The organism is Microbacterium daqui, from assembly GCF_050408675.1.
Classification (GTDB): domain Bacteria; phylum Actinomycetota; class Actinomycetes; order Actinomycetales; family Microbacteriaceae; genus Microbacterium.
Window position 1 is genome coordinate 1 of the sequence record NZ_JBNTKF010000006.1, and the last position, 15,487, is coordinate 15,487.

Sequence of the window (15,487 nt, forward strand, 5' to 3'; positions counted from 1 at the left end):
GGTACGAACCATTCATGGTTCGTACCGCAACCATCTCCCGTGCCCGGGTGCCGGTCGCGTACGACTGCGTGAAGGTGATCATCGTTCGCGATGGCTCTGCGATCCTCTTCAGCGAGTTTGGTGAACAGCCCGTTGGGCCCGGCGACGTGATCCTGCTGGGCGCGAACACTCTGTGTGGCAGCGAGCCCGAGGGTCACATCACGGTAACGACGATCTACGCAGACACGGACTATGTGATCGACCAGGTGTTCTGGCAGCATGTCGGCAGCTTGTGCCACCGTCTCGACGCCCAGGACTTCGCAGCGACGATGTACACCGAACCTGCGCAGGTGCTCCGTCTCGGCGAGGATCGCACCCAGAGGATGATGCCCTGGCTCGATGAGTTGGCGGCATTAAGCATCGAAGGACGTCCCGCGAAGAACTTCTACCGGATGCAGGCTCTTTGGTTCAGCCTGGTCGATGTGATCGCGCCCTTCGTCAAGACTTCGCAGGTGCGAGTGTCGCCGACGCAGCGCGCTACAACGTGGCCGTCCGCGCCACGACATCGCCGATTCGCGCCATTGCGAGCGGAAGTTCGCAGGGCAGCGGATCTCCTGCGTGCTGAGCCGCAGCGGCGATGGTCTACGGCTGAGCTCGCTGATGAGGTACATCTCTCAAAGTCGCAGCTCGGCCGCTTGTTCGTGGAGGCGTTCGGGAAGTCTCCTATCGCCTATCTCACGATGCTTCGCACCGAGCGGATGGCCGCGCTTCTGCGCGAATCCGATGCGCCGATCGCTCTGATTGCTCGCGAGGTGGGTTGGAGCGATTCAGATTTCGCTACGCGCCAGTTCCGCCGTGGCGTCGGGCTGACTCCCGCCGGTTATCGGGCTTTGAGAAACGGAGAAGGTTCCGCAATCAACCGGCGGAAACGCGCATCTGCCCCGGCGATAACCGCGGCATCAGCTCGTGCGACACCCGAGGACACCCTCGCTCCGGTAGTCCGGTAGAGACTCGTCGGGTTCGTCGCGGAGCCTGACGGTCGCCAGCATCGTTCCGTCGTCCGTCTCGTCTTCCTGATCCGCCCGGCGTACCTCGTGGTCGCACGGCTGCTCCCTCTCGGGCGGCCCCGGCGGAGGGAGGTCAGGCGATGGCTATGAGGAACGAGACGCGGGAAGCGAAGCTCGAAGCTCTCGAAGAACGCATCGTGCGCTCAGTCGAGGAACTGGTGTCCGGTGACGACTGGCGGCAGGCGATGGAGTTCGCCGCGCGGTTCCGGTCCCGCTCGTTCAACAACACACTGCTGATCTGGGCTCAGCACCTCGAAGCATACGAGCAAGGCCGAGTGCCCACGCCGACGCCGACGTGGGTGGCCGGGTTTCAGGACTGGAAGAAGATGGGCCGCTGGGCCGAGGCCGGCGGCGGCTATGAGATTCGCAGCCCGGTGCGGGTGAGGTTCGCGACGGCGACGCCGAAGGACCCGGCTTCGTGGCGACGTCTGATGAAGGGCGAGAAGCCGCGTCCAGGCGAAGTCGTGCAACGGCGGGTCGTCAACGTAGTGCCGGCCCATGTCTGGGATGTGTCCCGGACTCACGGCGCCGAACTGCCGGAACTGCCGAGCCCGAAGCTCCTAGAAGGCGAAGCACCCGCCGGACTGTGGGAAGGACTGGCCACCCAGGTCGAGTCGCTGGGCTACGAGGTGCTGCGGATGCCGGACAGTGACGCGATCCGAGGCGCGAACGGCATGACCGACTACGAGACCCGGCAAGTGCTCGTGCGCACCGACATGGACCCGGCCGCGCAGGTGAAGACACTCGCACACGAGCTGGGTCACGTCCGCCTGCACGGGCCGAACCAGGAGGAGGCCCGCCAGCATCGCGGGATCGGCGAGGTCGAGGCCGAGTCGGTGGCGCTGATGATCGCCGCCGCGCACGGCATGGACACCAGCGACTACACGATCCCCTATGTGGCCGGGTGGGCGGCGAACGTGGACGGCAAGGACCCGGTACAGGTGATTCGCGATACCGGCGAGAAGGTCCGGCGCACCGCCACCGAGGTCCTGGGCGAGCTGAACACGATCCAGCTCGGCAACGGCAACCCGGTGTCACTGCGGATCGACGCCCCCGAACGTGCCGGACACGAACACTCGGAACCCGAGCGGGCACCGGATCGAACACCGCTGCCCGAACGCGAGCTGCGGAGAGTGCAGGCGGTGCCGGGGCGGGGGCTGTGATGGTCGCCCCCGGAGCACTCGCCACCGTCTTTGAGCAGCTCAACGGTCTGTCGTTGCCGGATGCGGCACGCGAACTGGCGCGGGCTGGGGTGCCAGTCTTTCCCTGCGCGCCAGGTGAGAAGACGCCGCTCGTGCCTTCGGGTTTCCAGCAGGCGACGGATGATCTGCGGCGGGTGCAGGGCTGGTGGCGATGGCAACCAACTGCGAACATCGGCATCCCCACCGGCGCCGCGTCGGGGCTGGTCGTGATCGACATCGATGTGCACGGTGCGAACGGGTACGCCTCCTACGCGCGTGCCGCTCGCGCGGGCCTGATCCCTGAGCCGCTAGCGACAGTGACCACGCCGACCGGCGGGCGGCACGCCTACTTCCCAGCCGACCCAGCCCAAGAGCAACGGTCGTGGGCGGTCGGCAAGGCCGGCGTCGACTGCCGCGGTGACGGCGGCTACATCATCGCTCCATCCTCGGTGCGCATGCTCGACGGCGCACGCATCCCGTACCGAGTCGAGCAGGTCGCCGCGGGCCTGGTGAAGCCGGTGGATGCTGTGCGGCTACGGAACTTCCTCGCCCCTGCACCGCCGCGCCGTCCTATGCCCGAGAACCGCAGAGTCGCTGGGCGGGAGGACGCGGACCGGCTCGCTGCGTGGTTGGCGCGTCAGGTCAAGGGCGATCGCAACTACAAGCTGTTCTGGGCCGCGTGCCGCCTGGCCGAAGGCAACGTACCCGTCTCCGATGCCCTGGATGCGCTGGTCCGAGCGGAGCAGCCGGACTTCGGCGAGCGGGAAATCACGCGAACCGTCTACAGCGCCTACCGCAGCGTCGGCGACGCCACCAAACACCGGGAGCGCCCCGCTCCGTCCAGCCGGGCGGCCGCTGGGTTCACCCGTCATGCGGCGCAACGGTCGGCATCCAGATCGAGAGGGCTGGCATGAGCAGGCTTCAAGGGCGGCGCTGGACCGTCATCACCTCGGTTGCCGGGACGGTGTTCGTCGCGGCCGGCGCGTTCTGGTTGTCCTTCACCGCATTGGCTGACCTCGCCCTCCGCTCCGGGATCGGGGCCGGCCAGGCGTGGGCATGGCCGCTGATCGTCGATGGCGTGATCGTGGTGTCTACCGTTGCCGTGGTCGCACTCGCCGGCGAGAAGGCCGCCTGGTATCCGTGGACATTGCTGATCGGCGGCGCGGCAGTGTCGGTGACCGCGAACTCCCTGCATGCCGTCGTCGCCGCCGACGCCGATGTACCCGGCTCGCTGGCCGCTGCGGTGGCCGCGGTGCCGCCGGTGGTGCTGCTGGCGATCACGCACCTCACCGTTGTTCTGGCCCGCGCCGCCGCCCGAGCCACCGATCTGCCGGCGGCTGCGCCGATCCCGGCCGTGTCGTCACAGAGCGAGGCGGAACCACCCGACCTGCCCGATCCCGAGCCCGGCACGGCTGAGGCGGTTGAGGACGGCGGCCCGGATCGTCGGGCGCTGGCGGCCGAGCTGCGTGAGCAGGAGTGGTCGAACAAGGCCATCGCGCGGCACCTGGGCGTGCATCCCTCGACGGTCGGCCGGTGGCTGCCCCGTCCCGAGCACGCCGGTACGGCTCGTGCTCACCACACCGATGAGGCGGACCCGTCCGGGTCCGAGCCCGCGATGGAAGGAGCCGCACCATGAGCGACCACGACCAGAAGAACCCGGCCGACCAGTACAACCGCCATCCCGAGCCCGAACCGGCTCAGCGGGTGCGGACGACCTCGAACCCGGCCGAGGATGCCGAGGTGGCGGGCACGCCGGACGCGATCAAGGAGTCCGAGGCTCGTAGGGCGGCGAAGGAGAAGTTGGCGCAGGTGCGGGGCCGGGGCGTGGATTGGGTGCGCCCAACCGACCTGTTCGCCTGGAGCGGTGGAGGGTTGTCGCGCCGAGGCATCGACCTCACTGCGGCCGGTAGCCGCAAGGTTCGGGCTCCGATCGAGGCGGGCGCGCGGTGGGTCGGTGAGCGCGCCCGACACCTGCCGCCGCTATCGGCGTTCGGACGCCACGGCGGCTCCGATCAGGGCCAGGTCCGGTCCGGGGTCGGGATGCGGTAGCCCGGGTGGTGATGAGTCATGGACACCCTCTTGGTCGAGGTAGAACCCGCAGTCGCCTGCGGGTGCACCTGCTCGCCAGGAGGTGCCCCGACCATGACCAACAACACCACGCCCACCGACGCACGCGATGATCGATCGGCTGAGGACTACCGCAGCAGCGAGGGGCTGCGCGCCCTGCTGAATCGGCTCCACGCCGCCGGTCGCGGTGCCTGGGAGCGAGACCCGGTGGCGGCGGCGCTGATGGCGTTCGCCGCCGAGAAGTACGCAGCGCTTGCGCACAAGCATCACCTCGATCCGTGGGAGGCCGCGTCAGCGGCGTTCGACGTGATGCGCACCAAGGCCGCCCGCACGGCCGATGATCCGTGGGCGGTCGTCACGCACGCGGTGCGGATCACCTGCATCGCCGAGGAACGCGGCCAAGGTCTGCTGTGCTCGACCCACCAGGCCCGCCGGCCCCGCTATTCGGTGTTCCACGACCCCGAGCGTCTCTCCGACCGTGAGAACCCGCTGGACGACTACCACCCGGCCTTCCACGTCACCGACGCGCATCACGGCAAGGATGACGAGACGGCGCCGCCGGATCGCGACAGTTCAGGAGTGACGAGCGCGACCGCGGCCGTGGAGGATGCGATCACGCTGCTGGTGCTGCTGGGCTGGCCCGCCGGGACCGCGCGAGCGGCGGTGGAGCATGTCTGCGCGGCGCTGACCCGTGTCGGGAACCGGCACACCGCCTACGAGACGCTGCGGCGCGACAAGCACGCCCGGGCGCTGCTCGATCTACCCAGCCGCTCGTGGGCGGTGCTGCTGCGCGCCCTGCTCGGCACCCCGGGAACGGAGCTGGCGGCGACCGGCGCGGGACGCGGCCTGCTGCTGCGGCTGCTGATCGGCGAGACCCTACCGCTGCTGCTGCGTGACGACGACCTCGTGCTCACGCTCTCCTTGGCGGTGCCGGGCACCCACGACCGGGGCACGAAGAAGTCGCGGGGTGCGGGATGAGCACTCCTGCCGGGCACATCGAGCTGGAGCGGACGGTGGAGTCCATCACCGTCGGTCACCGGCATCGCACCGACCTGGGCGACCTCGACGCGCTGGTCGCGTCGATCGAGCGCGACGGTCTGTTGCAGCCGCCGACGATCACCCCGGACGGGACGCTGGTGTGCGGGGCACGCCGGCTCGCGGCGATCAAGAAGCTCGGCCAGCGGCGGGTCAGCGTGTGGGTGCGCTCGGGCATCTCCGACCGGCTCGGGCATCTGCTGGCCGAACAGGACGACAACCAGCTTCACAAGCCGCTGACACCGATCGAGGCCGCCGGCCTGTACCGGGAAATCAAGGAACTCGTGGCCGAGGACGCCGCCCGGAGGAAGGCCGCCACCCAGTTCCGAGACGGTCACGAGCCCGGAAAGCATGGTCCCGCCGATTCGGCGGGACCACCGGCACCCGGTCAGCTCGGGGACGCCCGCGCGCAGGCGGCGCGCATGGTCACCGGCTCCTCCTCCTACACCAGACTGGAGCAGATCGGATTCCTGCAACGCCTGGCAGAAGACCCCGCCATGCCGGCGCAGATGCGCGCCCAGGCGCGCGATGGGCTGATGGAGATCGAGGCCGGCGCGCCGGTCAACCCGATCTTCCAGAGCCTCCGAGCCGCGCACGCCGAGGACACCACCGAGCGAGACCGCCAACTGCACGAGCTGGCCGACCAAGCACTCGCTCGCGTCCACGCCGCGAAGGCCGGCAAGGCCGCGAAGCCGGCCGCACGGTCTCGCCGTCCGGTCGACGCGGATGAGCGGCCGGCGCGGTTCTCGGTGCGCGCGTTCGTGCTGACCTGGGGCGACCTGGAGGCGTGGTGGACCCACTACGACGTGGACGAGCTGGCCGCCGAACTCACCGATGAGCAGGTCGAGGCGTTCTTCGCCACGGTCGAGGGCACGACCGAGTTCGCCGCTCGGCTCCGCGCCGCCCGCACTGAGGCACAACAGGATCGGCCGTTGCTGCGCGCCCTCTGAGCCATGCCGACGCGCCAGTCGCGGGCGGGCTCACCTGGCGGGCATGAAGACGAATCTCGCCTCCTGGCCTCGTGGTCGACCCATCGCCGTGATCGCCGCCGGCCTCGCCCTGCTGCTCCTGATCGGCGTCGGCGTGTACGGGCTCATCACCGGCCCGCGACAGCCGAACGATCCTTCTCCCGATCCGGTTCCGACCGTCACCGCTCCGGGTGAGTCCGAACCCAGTGGATCGGAGCCGCCGCAGGTGATCCCCTCGCACGACCCGGATGCGTTCGCCCGCAACGTCGCCGAGGCGCTGTTTGGCTGGGACACCGGCTCGGGGCTGATGCCACTGGACTACTCCGCCGCGATTTTGGAGGTCGGGGACCCGTCCGGTCACGAGCAGGCCGGCCTCGCCTCCGACATCGCCGCCTACCTGCCAACCCGTGACGCATGGGTTGAGCTGCGCCAGTACGCTACGACTCAGCACTTGGTGATCGACGACTCCTTCGTGCCCGAGGCGTGGGATCAGGCGGTCGAGCAGGCGCAGCACGGCCAGCTCCCGCCCGGTGCCACCGCGGTCACGATCGAAGGCACCCGCCATCGCGAGGGCGTTTGGAACGGCGAACCGGTGACCTCGGAGCACTCGGCGAGCTTCACTGTGTTCCTGGCCTGCCCGCCGCCGGCACCGCAGTTCCGCACCGGCTTGTGTCATGTGCTGCGCCTGTCGCAGCTCGACAACCCGCTCCGATAGCCGGGAGTCGTCATGGCGAAGAAGCTCCTCATTCTTGGGCTCGCGTTCGTGCTGTTCGGGCCGGCCAGCATCCTGCTCGCCATCGGCGTACTGATGAACCCGGCGGCGGCGAGCTGCGTCGTCCCGGGCGGCAGCGTCACTGTGGCGAATGTCCCCGACTCGCTGACCGTCACCACCCGAGACGGCACCACATTCACGCTGAACAAGACCCAGCTCACGCACGCGGCCACGATCATCACTATCGGTGGCGGGATCGAGGGCGTCGGCCGGCCCGGAATCACGATCGCGCTGATGGCCGCGCTCACCGAGTCCACTCTGCGGATGCTGGCGAACACGAGCGCGTACCCCGAGAGCGGCAACTACCCGAATGACGGCAACGGCTCGGATCACGACTCGCTCGGCTTGTTTCAGATGCGGCCGCAGTCGGGCTGGGGCACCGTCGCGGAGCTGATGGACCCGCAGTATCAGGCGCGGGCGTTCTTCGGCGGGCCGACCGGCCCGAACTACCCGAGCCCGCGCGGTCTGTTGGACATTCCGGGGTGGCAGCAGATGGACCCCGGCGAGGCCGCGCAAGCCCTCGAGGTGTCGGCCTACCCGGATCGCTACCGCAACTACGAGCCGGTCGCTGAAGCCATCCTCGACGCGCTCACCGGTGGCGCAGGCGAGGCCGGCCCGGCGAGCGTCGTGCTCGCCGCGGGGCCGGTGGCTCAGTCCGCTCGCGTGGTGTTCCCGCTTCCGGAGGGGACGTGGGTGCTGACCAGTGAGTTCGGGCCGCGTATCCACCCGATCACGGGTGAGCCCTCGTTCCACACCGGCACGGACTTCGCCGCCCCTGATGGCACGCCGATCCTGGCTGCGGCAGACGGTACCGTGACCGTGGCGGAGTTCAGTGGCGGGTACGGCGGGCTCATCGTCATCGAGCATCAGATCGACCGCGCGACGGTGGCGACCGCCTACGCGCATATGTGGCAGCACGGCATCCACGTCTCACGCGGTGACCGTGTGGTCGCCGGTCAGCACATCGGCGATGTCGGCAGCTCCGGCAACTCAACGGGGCCGCATCTGCACTTCGAGGTCAGGCCCGGCGGCACGAGCGGCGAGGCGGTCGATGCAGCCAAGTGGCTCAACGACCACAACGCGGCAGACCTGCCCGAAGCCAGTGTGGGCAGCCCGAACGGATGCGACACCACGGGCGGCACGCCGGGCGATCCCGCACCGATGGACGGTGACCCCGACCAGATGGTCGATGACCCCACCAGCGACGGGCAGATCACCGCGCGGATGGCGCACCTCATGGCTCAGGCCCGCGCCGCGTTCCCCGACACCTCCTGGGCGTGCTACTCGCCCCGGCCTGGCACGAGGTCGGAGCATCCGCTGGGCAGGGCCTGTGACATCACCTTTGGGAATCGGATAGGCACGCACCCAACGCCTGTGCAGCTCGAGGACGGGTGGCGGGTCACGAACTGGATGAAGGACCACGCCGAATCTCTCGGCGTCGAGTACCTGATCTGGCAAGGCCAAATCTGGTCGCTGTCGCGCGATGCCGAAGGCTGGCGCCCCTACAACGGCGGCGGGATGCACGACCCCGGCGACGTGACCGGCGGGCACTACGACCACCTGCACGTGACCGTCAAGGTGGGCGCGTGATGGGCGTCTTTCCCGACTTCGATGGACTCGGCGGCATCGGCGATCTGAAACAGGTCGTCGGAGCCTTGCTGACGATCGTGCTGCTGGTCGCCGTGCTCATGGTCATCGTCTCGGCGATCTGCTGGGCGCTGGGCGCCTCGCACGGCAACCACTCCCTCGCGTCCAAGGGCAGAGTCGGCGTGCTGGTCGGCGTCGGCGCAGCCGCCCTCGCCGGTGCCGGGGTCGCATGGGTGAACTGGCTCATCGCCGTCGGCAACCAGCTTTGACCCTCTGACGATCCCGTGTGGCCCGCTCGCTGCCTGGGGCGGGCCGTTCCCTTGCCTGCTCGTGCCAGTCGCTTCCTGGTTCACCTCGCCGTCACAAGCCATCTGCTCAGCGAGGGAGTAACCACCGTGATCGACATCGACCCCAACAGCTCCGGACTGCCCGGCATCGAACAGCTCCGCACCATCGTCGGCGCCGTGATGACCATCGGCCTCATCCTGGCCGTGCTCGCCCTGATCGTCTCCGCGATCGTGTGGGCCTACGGCTCGAACAGCTCGAACCCGCACCTGGCCGGACGCGGGAAGCTGGGCGTGCTCATCTCCTGCAGCGCCGCCGTGGTGTGTGGTGCGGCGGTGACGCTCGTGAACTTCTTCTGGAACGTCGGCCAGGCCGTCTGAGGCCGCCGGGCTTCGCGGCAGGAGATTCGCGATGAGCGTCTGCGATGTGCCGATCATCTCGACCGTCTGCGATGTCGCAGGCGAGGCCGCCGCGACGGTCGTGGCGGCCCCGTTCGACTGGCTCGCTCAGGCGATGGGCGGCGCGGCCGGCTGGCTGATCGAGGCGATGTGGGCCGTGTTCGACACGACCACCCTGGTCGATGTGACCGCCGATGGATTCACCGCGGTCTACAACCTGATCTTCGGGATCGGGGTCTTCCTCGTCCTGATCTTCTTCTGCCTGCAACTCATCACCGGGCTCATCAAGCGCGACCCGACTGCGCTGTCTCGTGCCGCACTCGGTGCCGCGAAGTCGGTGCTCGGCGCGTTCGTCGTGGTCACGCTGACCGCGCTCGCACTGGAAATCGTGGACCAGCTCTGCATCGGCATCATCCAGGCATCCGGGGAGACCACCGAGACGATGGGCGACAAGCTCATCCTGCTCGCCGCCGGACTCGCGGGCATCAACATCGCCGCGCCTGGTGTCGGGGCGATCGTCACTATCTTCCTGGCCGGGCTGATGATCGCCGCCGTCTTCATCGTCTGGTTCTCGCTGTTGATCCGCAAGGCGTTGCTGCTGGTCGGCGTGGTGCTGGCGCCGATCGCGTTCGCCGGCGCGTCCTGGGACGCCACCCGCGGCTGGATCGGCAAATGGGCGGCGTTCGTGATCGCGCTGATCGTCTCCAAGCTGGTGCTGGTCGTCATCTTCTTGCTGGCGATCACCCAGATCGCCACTCCGATCGAGGCGGACATCGCCGCCGTGACCGAGCCGATCACCGGCATCGTCCTGATGGGCATCGCGGCTTTCGCGCCCTACATGGTCTACCGCTTCGTGTCGTTCATCGGCTTCGACCTCTACCAGCAGATGGGCACCGAGCAGGAGGCAAAGAACGCGCTCAACCGTCCGCTCCCGATCCCATCCAGGCCCAAGGGGGGCAGCGAGCCCAAGAAGGTGCTCAATGACCCCAAGGGCGGCGGCAGTTCCGGGGGTGGCTCCGGGGGCGGGTCTGGCGGATCGGGCGGAGCACCACCGCCCAAGACGCCTGCACCCGCCGCCGGTGGCGGTGCTGGCGGCGCAGGGGCAGGAGCGAGTGCCGGGGGAAGCGCGGGCGCTGGGGCCGGCACGAGTGCGGGCGCGGGCGCGGCGGCGGGACCTGCCGCAGCCGTCGTCGTCGGCGCGCAGGTCGTCAAGGGCGCCGCCGAAGCCGGACCGAAGGCAGGCCAGGCCGTCGCCGGTCAAGCCGAGACCGCCGCGAGCGGCGCCGAGGTCCACGGCGGCAGCACCGCGCCATCGAAGACGCCGCCACCGCCCTCGACTCCGCAGCCGCGGACCCCCGCACCCCCCAAGTCCGAGCCGCCGCAGACCGCGAAGGAGTGAACGACCATGCCGACCGAACAGAAGGTGTCCGGTAGCGAGCTGACGCCGATGAAGTTCAGCCGGCTCACCCGCCGGGGCGTGCTGCTCGGCCTCTCGGTCGCGCAGCTCATCACCCTCGGCATCGGAGGGCTGACCGTGCTTGCGGCGTTCTACGGCGGGGCAGGGATGCTGCTGGCCTACACCGCGCCGGTGTGGGTGCTCGCGGCGGTGCTGACCTGGGTGCCTGTCGCCGGGCGGCCGATGGTCGAATGGCTCCCGGTCGCGTGCTGGTGGCTGTGGCGCACGACCGGCGGGCAACTGCTCTACCGGCGACGGATCGTGAAGCCCCGCCCGGCGGGGAATCTCGCGTTGCCCGGCGACATGGCCCGGCTCCGGGAGCATCTGGACCCCGAGACCGGGGCGTGCATGATCCACGACCCCCGCCAGGGCACGCTCACGGTGATCTGCGAAGTCACCCATCCCGCGTTCGTGCTGCTGGACCCCGGTGAGCAGGAACGCCGGGTCACTGCCTGGGGGCGGGTGCTCGCGACGGTGTGCCGCTCTGGGAGGATCGCGACCCTGCAAGTGCTCGAACGGACCCTGCCGGACTCCGGCAGCGGACTGGCCGAGTGGTGGGCCAAGCACGGCACCGCCGACGACACCTGGGCCTCCCAGACCTACGCCGAGCTGATCGAACGCGCCGGCCCCGCCGGAGAGCGACACGCGACCACGATCAGCCTGTCCCTGGACATGAAGGCGGCCGCCCGGCAGATCAGAACCGCAGGCGGCGGCATCCGCGGCGCCGCCGCGGTACTCCGCCAGGAGATGGCGACGCTCACGACGGCGCTGCGCTCGGCGGACCTGACCCCGACCGGCTGGCTCGGCCCCGGCCAGATCGCGGTGATCCTGCGCTCGGCCTACGACCCGGCCGTCGCCGCGACGCTGGAACGACACGGACGGCTCGGGCAGGAGCTCGCCGCCGCCGGCCCGGTCGCGGTGACAGAGACCTGGGGCAACCTGCGCACCGACTCCGCCTGGCACGCCGTGCTGTGGGTTTCGGAGTGGCCGAGGTCGATGGTGTATCCGGGGTTCCTCGCCCCGGTGCTGCTGTCCACCGGCATCCAACGCTCGGTGTCGCTGATCTACACCCCGATGCGCTCCGACCAGGCTGCACGCGACATCCGTAAGAAGAAGGTCGAACACATCTCGGATGCCGCTCAACGTGCCCGGATGGGGCAGATCGAGGACGCCGCGCAGACCGCCGAGTACCAAGACGTGCTCCAACAAGAAGCCGACCTGACCGCCGGCCACGGGGTGCTCCGAGTGTCGGGCCTCGTCAGCGTCTCCGCGCCGACGCTCGACGAACTGGAAGCGGCAACCGCGGCGATCGAGCAGTCCGCGATTCAGGCGTCCTGCGAGACCCGAAGGCTCGTCGGTCAGCAGGCCGCGGCGTTCACGGCGGCGGCGCTGCCGCTGTGCCGGACGGTGTGACGGAGCTACCCGACGTGGAAGTCTCGATGCTTGTTCTCATTGTCCTCAACCCATTGGATACGAAGTACGGGATCGCCAGAGCCTCCGAAGGTGAACATCACGGGTAGGCGTCGGGTCTGGCCCCGGTGAATGGTTGTCGCTCCGTCCGGCCCTGCGACGAACATGGCGCTGTCTTCGCCGACGCTCTCGAACACGACGCCTTCCGCATCGCAGTCGCCGGTGTTGGTGATGTCGAGCCAGTGCTTTGTCGTGTAGCGCGGAGCACCCTTCGAATTCACTCCCGAGACCTCGCGCTCTTGATGCGGCTGCACCAGGAAGTCCACTCCACCGGGCTGCGACGGTGCGGCAGGGGTCGAGTCGATTTTCAGGGTGACGATGTCGTGCTCGATCGCCTTCCAGACCTCGTGATTAAGCTGCTCGGGGTTGCTGAACTCGCCGAGCAGTCCGCGATCTTGCATGTCCTTCTTGAAGGCACGGAGGGCGTCGAGCTGCGCGGTATCGATGTCGTTCGGCAGCGGGGCGGTCGAGAAGTACAGATGGACCGGCTTGCCCAGCTCCAGCGCCCGGTCCACTTCCTCGGCCGTTCCCGAAATGGCATCAGGCGTTGGTGAACCGAGTCGTCCACCGAACAGCGCGAACACGATGTCAGAATCATCGACCCCCTGCGCGTTGATGAGCTTCTGCGGATGAGCGCCCATGACGGGGACTGCCGAGGTCTCCCACCTCCACGGCTGCAGGATCACGCTCTTGTTCCTCGCGTTCGCGTCGTTCCAGCCATGCACCGCCTTCTCGACGGCGTCGCGAGCCTCAGGCACGTCTGAGGGCGAGGCGATCATCACGCGCAACACGGTGGCGACATAGGGCATAGATACCAGCCTACGGAGGGGAACTGACATCGGACCGGCGGCGCGCACCTGCCAGGTACCAAAGTCATGGAGGCCGTCATGCCGACGTTCACGAACCCTGCTGCCGATGCCGGCGAAGCCTATGAGGCGTTGCGCGGGCTCGCGCACGCCAGCCGCACCTTCGAGGACCCGTCCGAGACCTACGCAGTGATCGGTGACCTGCTTGGCGGCGTCCGCTCGCTCAGGCAGGTGCTCGACCAGCTCGCCACCGTCCACCTGAACCATCAGCACCAGGTCACCGATGAGTCGCGCGAGTACGGCGGCGGCTCGGTCGAGGCGGTGGCCGCGGCTGACGAGCTGCACCAGGCCGGCACGCTCATCGACCAAGCCCACGACCGCCTCAATGCCGCGATGACGCACTCGGGCCGCATCGTGTGGAACCCGCAGGATCGCCTCGTGGAGCGATGGGTCGGCATCGTGTTCCTCCAAGGCGAGGAAGCCCACAAGGTGCTCGACCTCATCGACGCCAAAGGCGCCGAGGCGGGCATCGAGCATCTGTCTCAGTGGGACTACGGCGACGAGACCACCGACGCGGCGATGGAGGGCGGCTATGTCCACGACTCCGCACCCGTCTACACGGGTGATCGACAGGCCGAGACCGGCGACTACGCGATGACCTACAACCCGCAGGCCGGGCACGTCGCCCTCTACCGGCGGCGCCTGATCCCGGCTGAAGACGCCCTCGACCCGTCCGACCAGGCGCACGTCTCGGCGCGGCGCTCGGCTCCCGCGCGCGAGACGACCGCACGGCGCGGCGCCGTGCGTGAGGGCGGCTGGTTCGAGCATCCCGGCGTCGCCTCGGTCAAGCAGTCCCGAGGGCTCTCGCTGTGAGCCGGGACGAGAAGCTGCACACCGCCGTCCTGGTCGCTCCCGCCTCGGAGCGACGCCGGCTACGCAAGGCCCGGAAGGAGGCCGCCGCACGCCTGATAGCCGAGCCACGCCAAGTGGAGGAGGAAGCGTCGCGTGCGAAGGCTGAGGCCGAGCGCGCCGAGCGTCGCGCCACCGTCTACCTGCCATCGGCAGGTGAGCCCGGTCCGGCAATGCTCCGCTCGCCCGGCCGGTTCCGGCTGCCCCGGCATCAGGACACCAGCGCCGTGCTCGCCGGGCAGTACCCGTTTCTCGCCGAGGCCGGGCTGGGGTCGGCCGGCATGTTCATCGGCCAAGACCTCTACTCGGGCTCATCGTTCGTCTACGACCCGTGGGTGCTCTACCAGCGGGGCATCATCACCGCTCCGAACCTGATCCTGGCGGGCATCGTCGGCTCCGGGAAGTCCTCGCTCGCCAAGAGCCTCTATACCCGGTCCTTGCCCTTCGGGTACCGCGTCTATGTGCCCGGCGATCCGAAAGGTGAGCACAGCGGCGTCGCGGAGGCCGTGGGCGGGAGGGCGATCATCCTCGGGCATGGGATGGGCAACCGCCTCAATCCCTTGGATGAGGGCTACCGGCCCGGCGGCCTCTCGGATCAGGAGTGGGCTACGACCCTCGCCGCGCGGCGCCGTGATCTGCTCGGCGCGCTCACCGAGACCGTGCTGGCCCGGCCACTGACGCCCCTGGAACACACCGCGATCGACACCGCACTCGCGGGAGCGGTGCGCGATGCTGAGGTTCCGATCCTGCCGATGGTGGTCGACCGGCTGCTGCGCCCTGACTCTGCCGACGACCCGGACGGCAGGCTCACCGAAGACGGCCGTGAAGTAGGCCATGCCCTGCGCCGCCTCGTCCTTGGCGACCTCAGCGGACTGTTCGATGGCCCCTCGACGGTGAAGTTCGATCCGTCGCTGCCGATGGTCAGCCTCGACCTGTCGCGGGTCACGGAGAACAGCACCCTGATTTCGGTGCTGATGACCTGCTCATCGGCATGGATGGAAGCCGCGCTGCTCGACCCCAACGGCGGCCGCCGCTGGGTGATCTACGACGAAGCGTGGAGGCTCATGTCCCACCCGGCGCTGCTGCGCCGGATGGACGCGCACTGGCGGCTCGCCAGGCACTACGGGCTGGCGAATCTGCTGGTGTTCCACAAGCTCACCGATTTGGAGAACGTCGGCGACCTGGGCTCAGCGAACCGGGCACTCGCGAACAGCCTCCTGGCGAACGCCGAGACCCGGATCGTGTACCGGCAGGAGACCGATCAGCTCGGTCCCACTGCGGCCGCGCTCGGCCTCACCGGCACCGAACAGCGCCTCTTGCCCGGACTCGGCACCGGGCAGGGACTCTGGCGCATCAAGGACCGCTCCTTCGTCGTGCAGCACCAGCTCCACCCCGCAGAACTGGCCGCCTTCGACACCACCGCCCGCATGACCGGCGGTGCCCCGCACGAATCCTGAACGTGCGGCGTCAGGAGGCTTCTGGCTCACCTCGCGACCATGAGGAAACC

16 protein-coding genes are annotated in these 15,487 nt (G+C 69.0%); 15 read left to right on the top strand and 1 reads right to left on the bottom strand.

The genetic code is table 11. The annotated features are described in order from the left end of the window. The first annotated feature begins 68 nt into the window (after positions 1-68). The 13 genes from ACQUSY_RS05295 to ACQUSY_RS05355 all read left to right on the top strand — a co-directional run bounded on the left by ACQUSY_RS05295 (position 69) and on the right by ACQUSY_RS05355 (position 12,208). Positions 69-986 carry a helix-turn-helix domain-containing protein gene (locus ACQUSY_RS05295; protein WP_428903468.1) on the top strand — a complete coding sequence of 306 codons (918 nt, stop codon included), beginning with the start codon at positions 69-71 and terminating at the stop codon, positions 984-986. Positions 987-1,126: 140 nt separating this feature from the next. Next, complete coding sequence (locus ACQUSY_RS05300) at positions 1,127-2,209, top strand: ImmA/IrrE family metallo-endopeptidase (RefSeq protein ID WP_428903469.1); 1,083 nt, start codon at positions 1,127-1,129, stop codon at positions 2,207-2,209. After that, a complete protein-coding gene (locus ACQUSY_RS05305) occupies positions 2,209-3,141 on the top strand; it encodes a bifunctional DNA primase/polymerase (protein WP_428903622.1) in 933 nt (310 codons plus the stop codon). Before ACQUSY_RS05300 ends, ACQUSY_RS05305 begins: the two co-directional genes overlap by 1 nt. After that, on the top strand, positions 3,138-3,863 hold the full coding sequence (locus ACQUSY_RS05310; RefSeq protein WP_428903470.1) for a DUF2637 domain-containing protein: 726 nt from the start codon (positions 3,138-3,140) through the stop codon (positions 3,861-3,863). Before ACQUSY_RS05305 ends, ACQUSY_RS05310 begins: the two co-directional genes overlap by 4 nt. Then, on the top strand, positions 3,860-4,276 hold the full coding sequence (locus tag ACQUSY_RS05315; protein WP_428903471.1) for a hypothetical protein: 417 nt from the start codon (positions 3,860-3,862) through the stop codon (positions 4,274-4,276). The genes ACQUSY_RS05310 and ACQUSY_RS05315 overlap by 4 nt, the downstream gene beginning before the upstream one ends. Before the next feature lie 93 nt (positions 4,277-4,369). Then, entirely contained in the window at positions 4,370-5,272 is a 903-nt protein-coding gene (locus ACQUSY_RS05320) for a hypothetical protein (RefSeq protein ID WP_428903472.1), read from the top strand. After that, positions 5,269-6,279, top strand: a complete 1,011-nt coding sequence (locus tag ACQUSY_RS05325; RefSeq protein WP_428903473.1) for a ParB N-terminal domain-containing protein — start codon at positions 5,269-5,271, stop codon at positions 6,277-6,279. The genes ACQUSY_RS05320 and ACQUSY_RS05325 overlap by 4 nt, the downstream gene beginning before the upstream one ends. A 43-nt stretch (positions 6,280-6,322) precedes the next feature. Then, positions 6,323-7,012 carry a hypothetical protein gene (locus ACQUSY_RS05330; RefSeq protein WP_428903474.1) on the top strand — a complete coding sequence of 230 codons (690 nt, stop codon included), beginning with the start codon at positions 6,323-6,325 and terminating at the stop codon, positions 7,010-7,012. Positions 7,013-7,024: 12 nt separating this feature from the next. Continuing rightward, the gene (locus ACQUSY_RS05335) at positions 7,025-8,659 is read left to right on the top strand and encodes a M23 family metallopeptidase (protein WP_428903475.1); all 1,635 of its coding nucleotides are present in this window, start codon (positions 7,025-7,027) and stop codon (positions 8,657-8,659) included. Then, positions 8,659-8,925, top strand: a complete 267-nt coding sequence (locus ACQUSY_RS05340) for a DUF6112 family protein (protein ID WP_428903623.1) — start codon at positions 8,659-8,661, stop codon at positions 8,923-8,925. Before ACQUSY_RS05335 ends, ACQUSY_RS05340 begins: the two co-directional genes overlap by 1 nt. Positions 8,926-9,051: 126 nt before the next feature. After that, complete coding sequence (locus ACQUSY_RS05345) at positions 9,052-9,321, top strand: DUF6112 family protein (protein WP_428903476.1); 270 nt, start codon at positions 9,052-9,054, stop codon at positions 9,319-9,321. A 31-nt stretch (positions 9,322-9,352) separates the two neighbouring features. Then, a complete protein-coding gene (locus tag ACQUSY_RS05350; RefSeq protein WP_428903477.1) occupies positions 9,353-10,738 on the top strand; it encodes a TrbL/VirB6 family protein in 1,386 nt (461 codons plus the stop codon). Positions 10,739-10,744: 6 nt separating this feature from the next. Further along, positions 10,745-12,208: a PrgI family protein gene (locus tag ACQUSY_RS05355; protein WP_428903478.1), complete on the top strand. Its 1,464-nt coding sequence runs from the start codon at positions 10,745-10,747 to the stop codon at positions 12,206-12,208. Positions 12,209-12,213: 5 nt separating this feature from the next. Here the strand turns inward: ACQUSY_RS05355 and ACQUSY_RS05360 are convergent, their stop codons facing one another. Next, on the bottom strand, positions 12,214-13,074 hold the full coding sequence (locus ACQUSY_RS05360; RefSeq protein WP_428903479.1) for a DUF4062 domain-containing protein: 861 nt from the start codon (positions 13,072-13,074) through the stop codon (positions 12,214-12,216). 78 nt (positions 13,075-13,152) lie between these two features. On the opposite strand from ACQUSY_RS05360, the gene ACQUSY_RS05365 reads away from it, so the two are divergent. After that, a complete protein-coding gene (locus ACQUSY_RS05365; RefSeq protein WP_428903480.1) occupies positions 13,153-13,944 on the top strand; it encodes a hypothetical protein in 792 nt (263 codons plus the stop codon). After that, complete coding sequence (locus tag ACQUSY_RS05370; protein ID WP_428903481.1) at positions 13,941-15,437, top strand: ATP-binding protein; 1,497 nt, start codon at positions 13,941-13,943, stop codon at positions 15,435-15,437. The genes ACQUSY_RS05365 and ACQUSY_RS05370 overlap by 4 nt, the downstream gene beginning before the upstream one ends. Positions 15,438-15,487 lie beyond the last annotated feature (50 nt).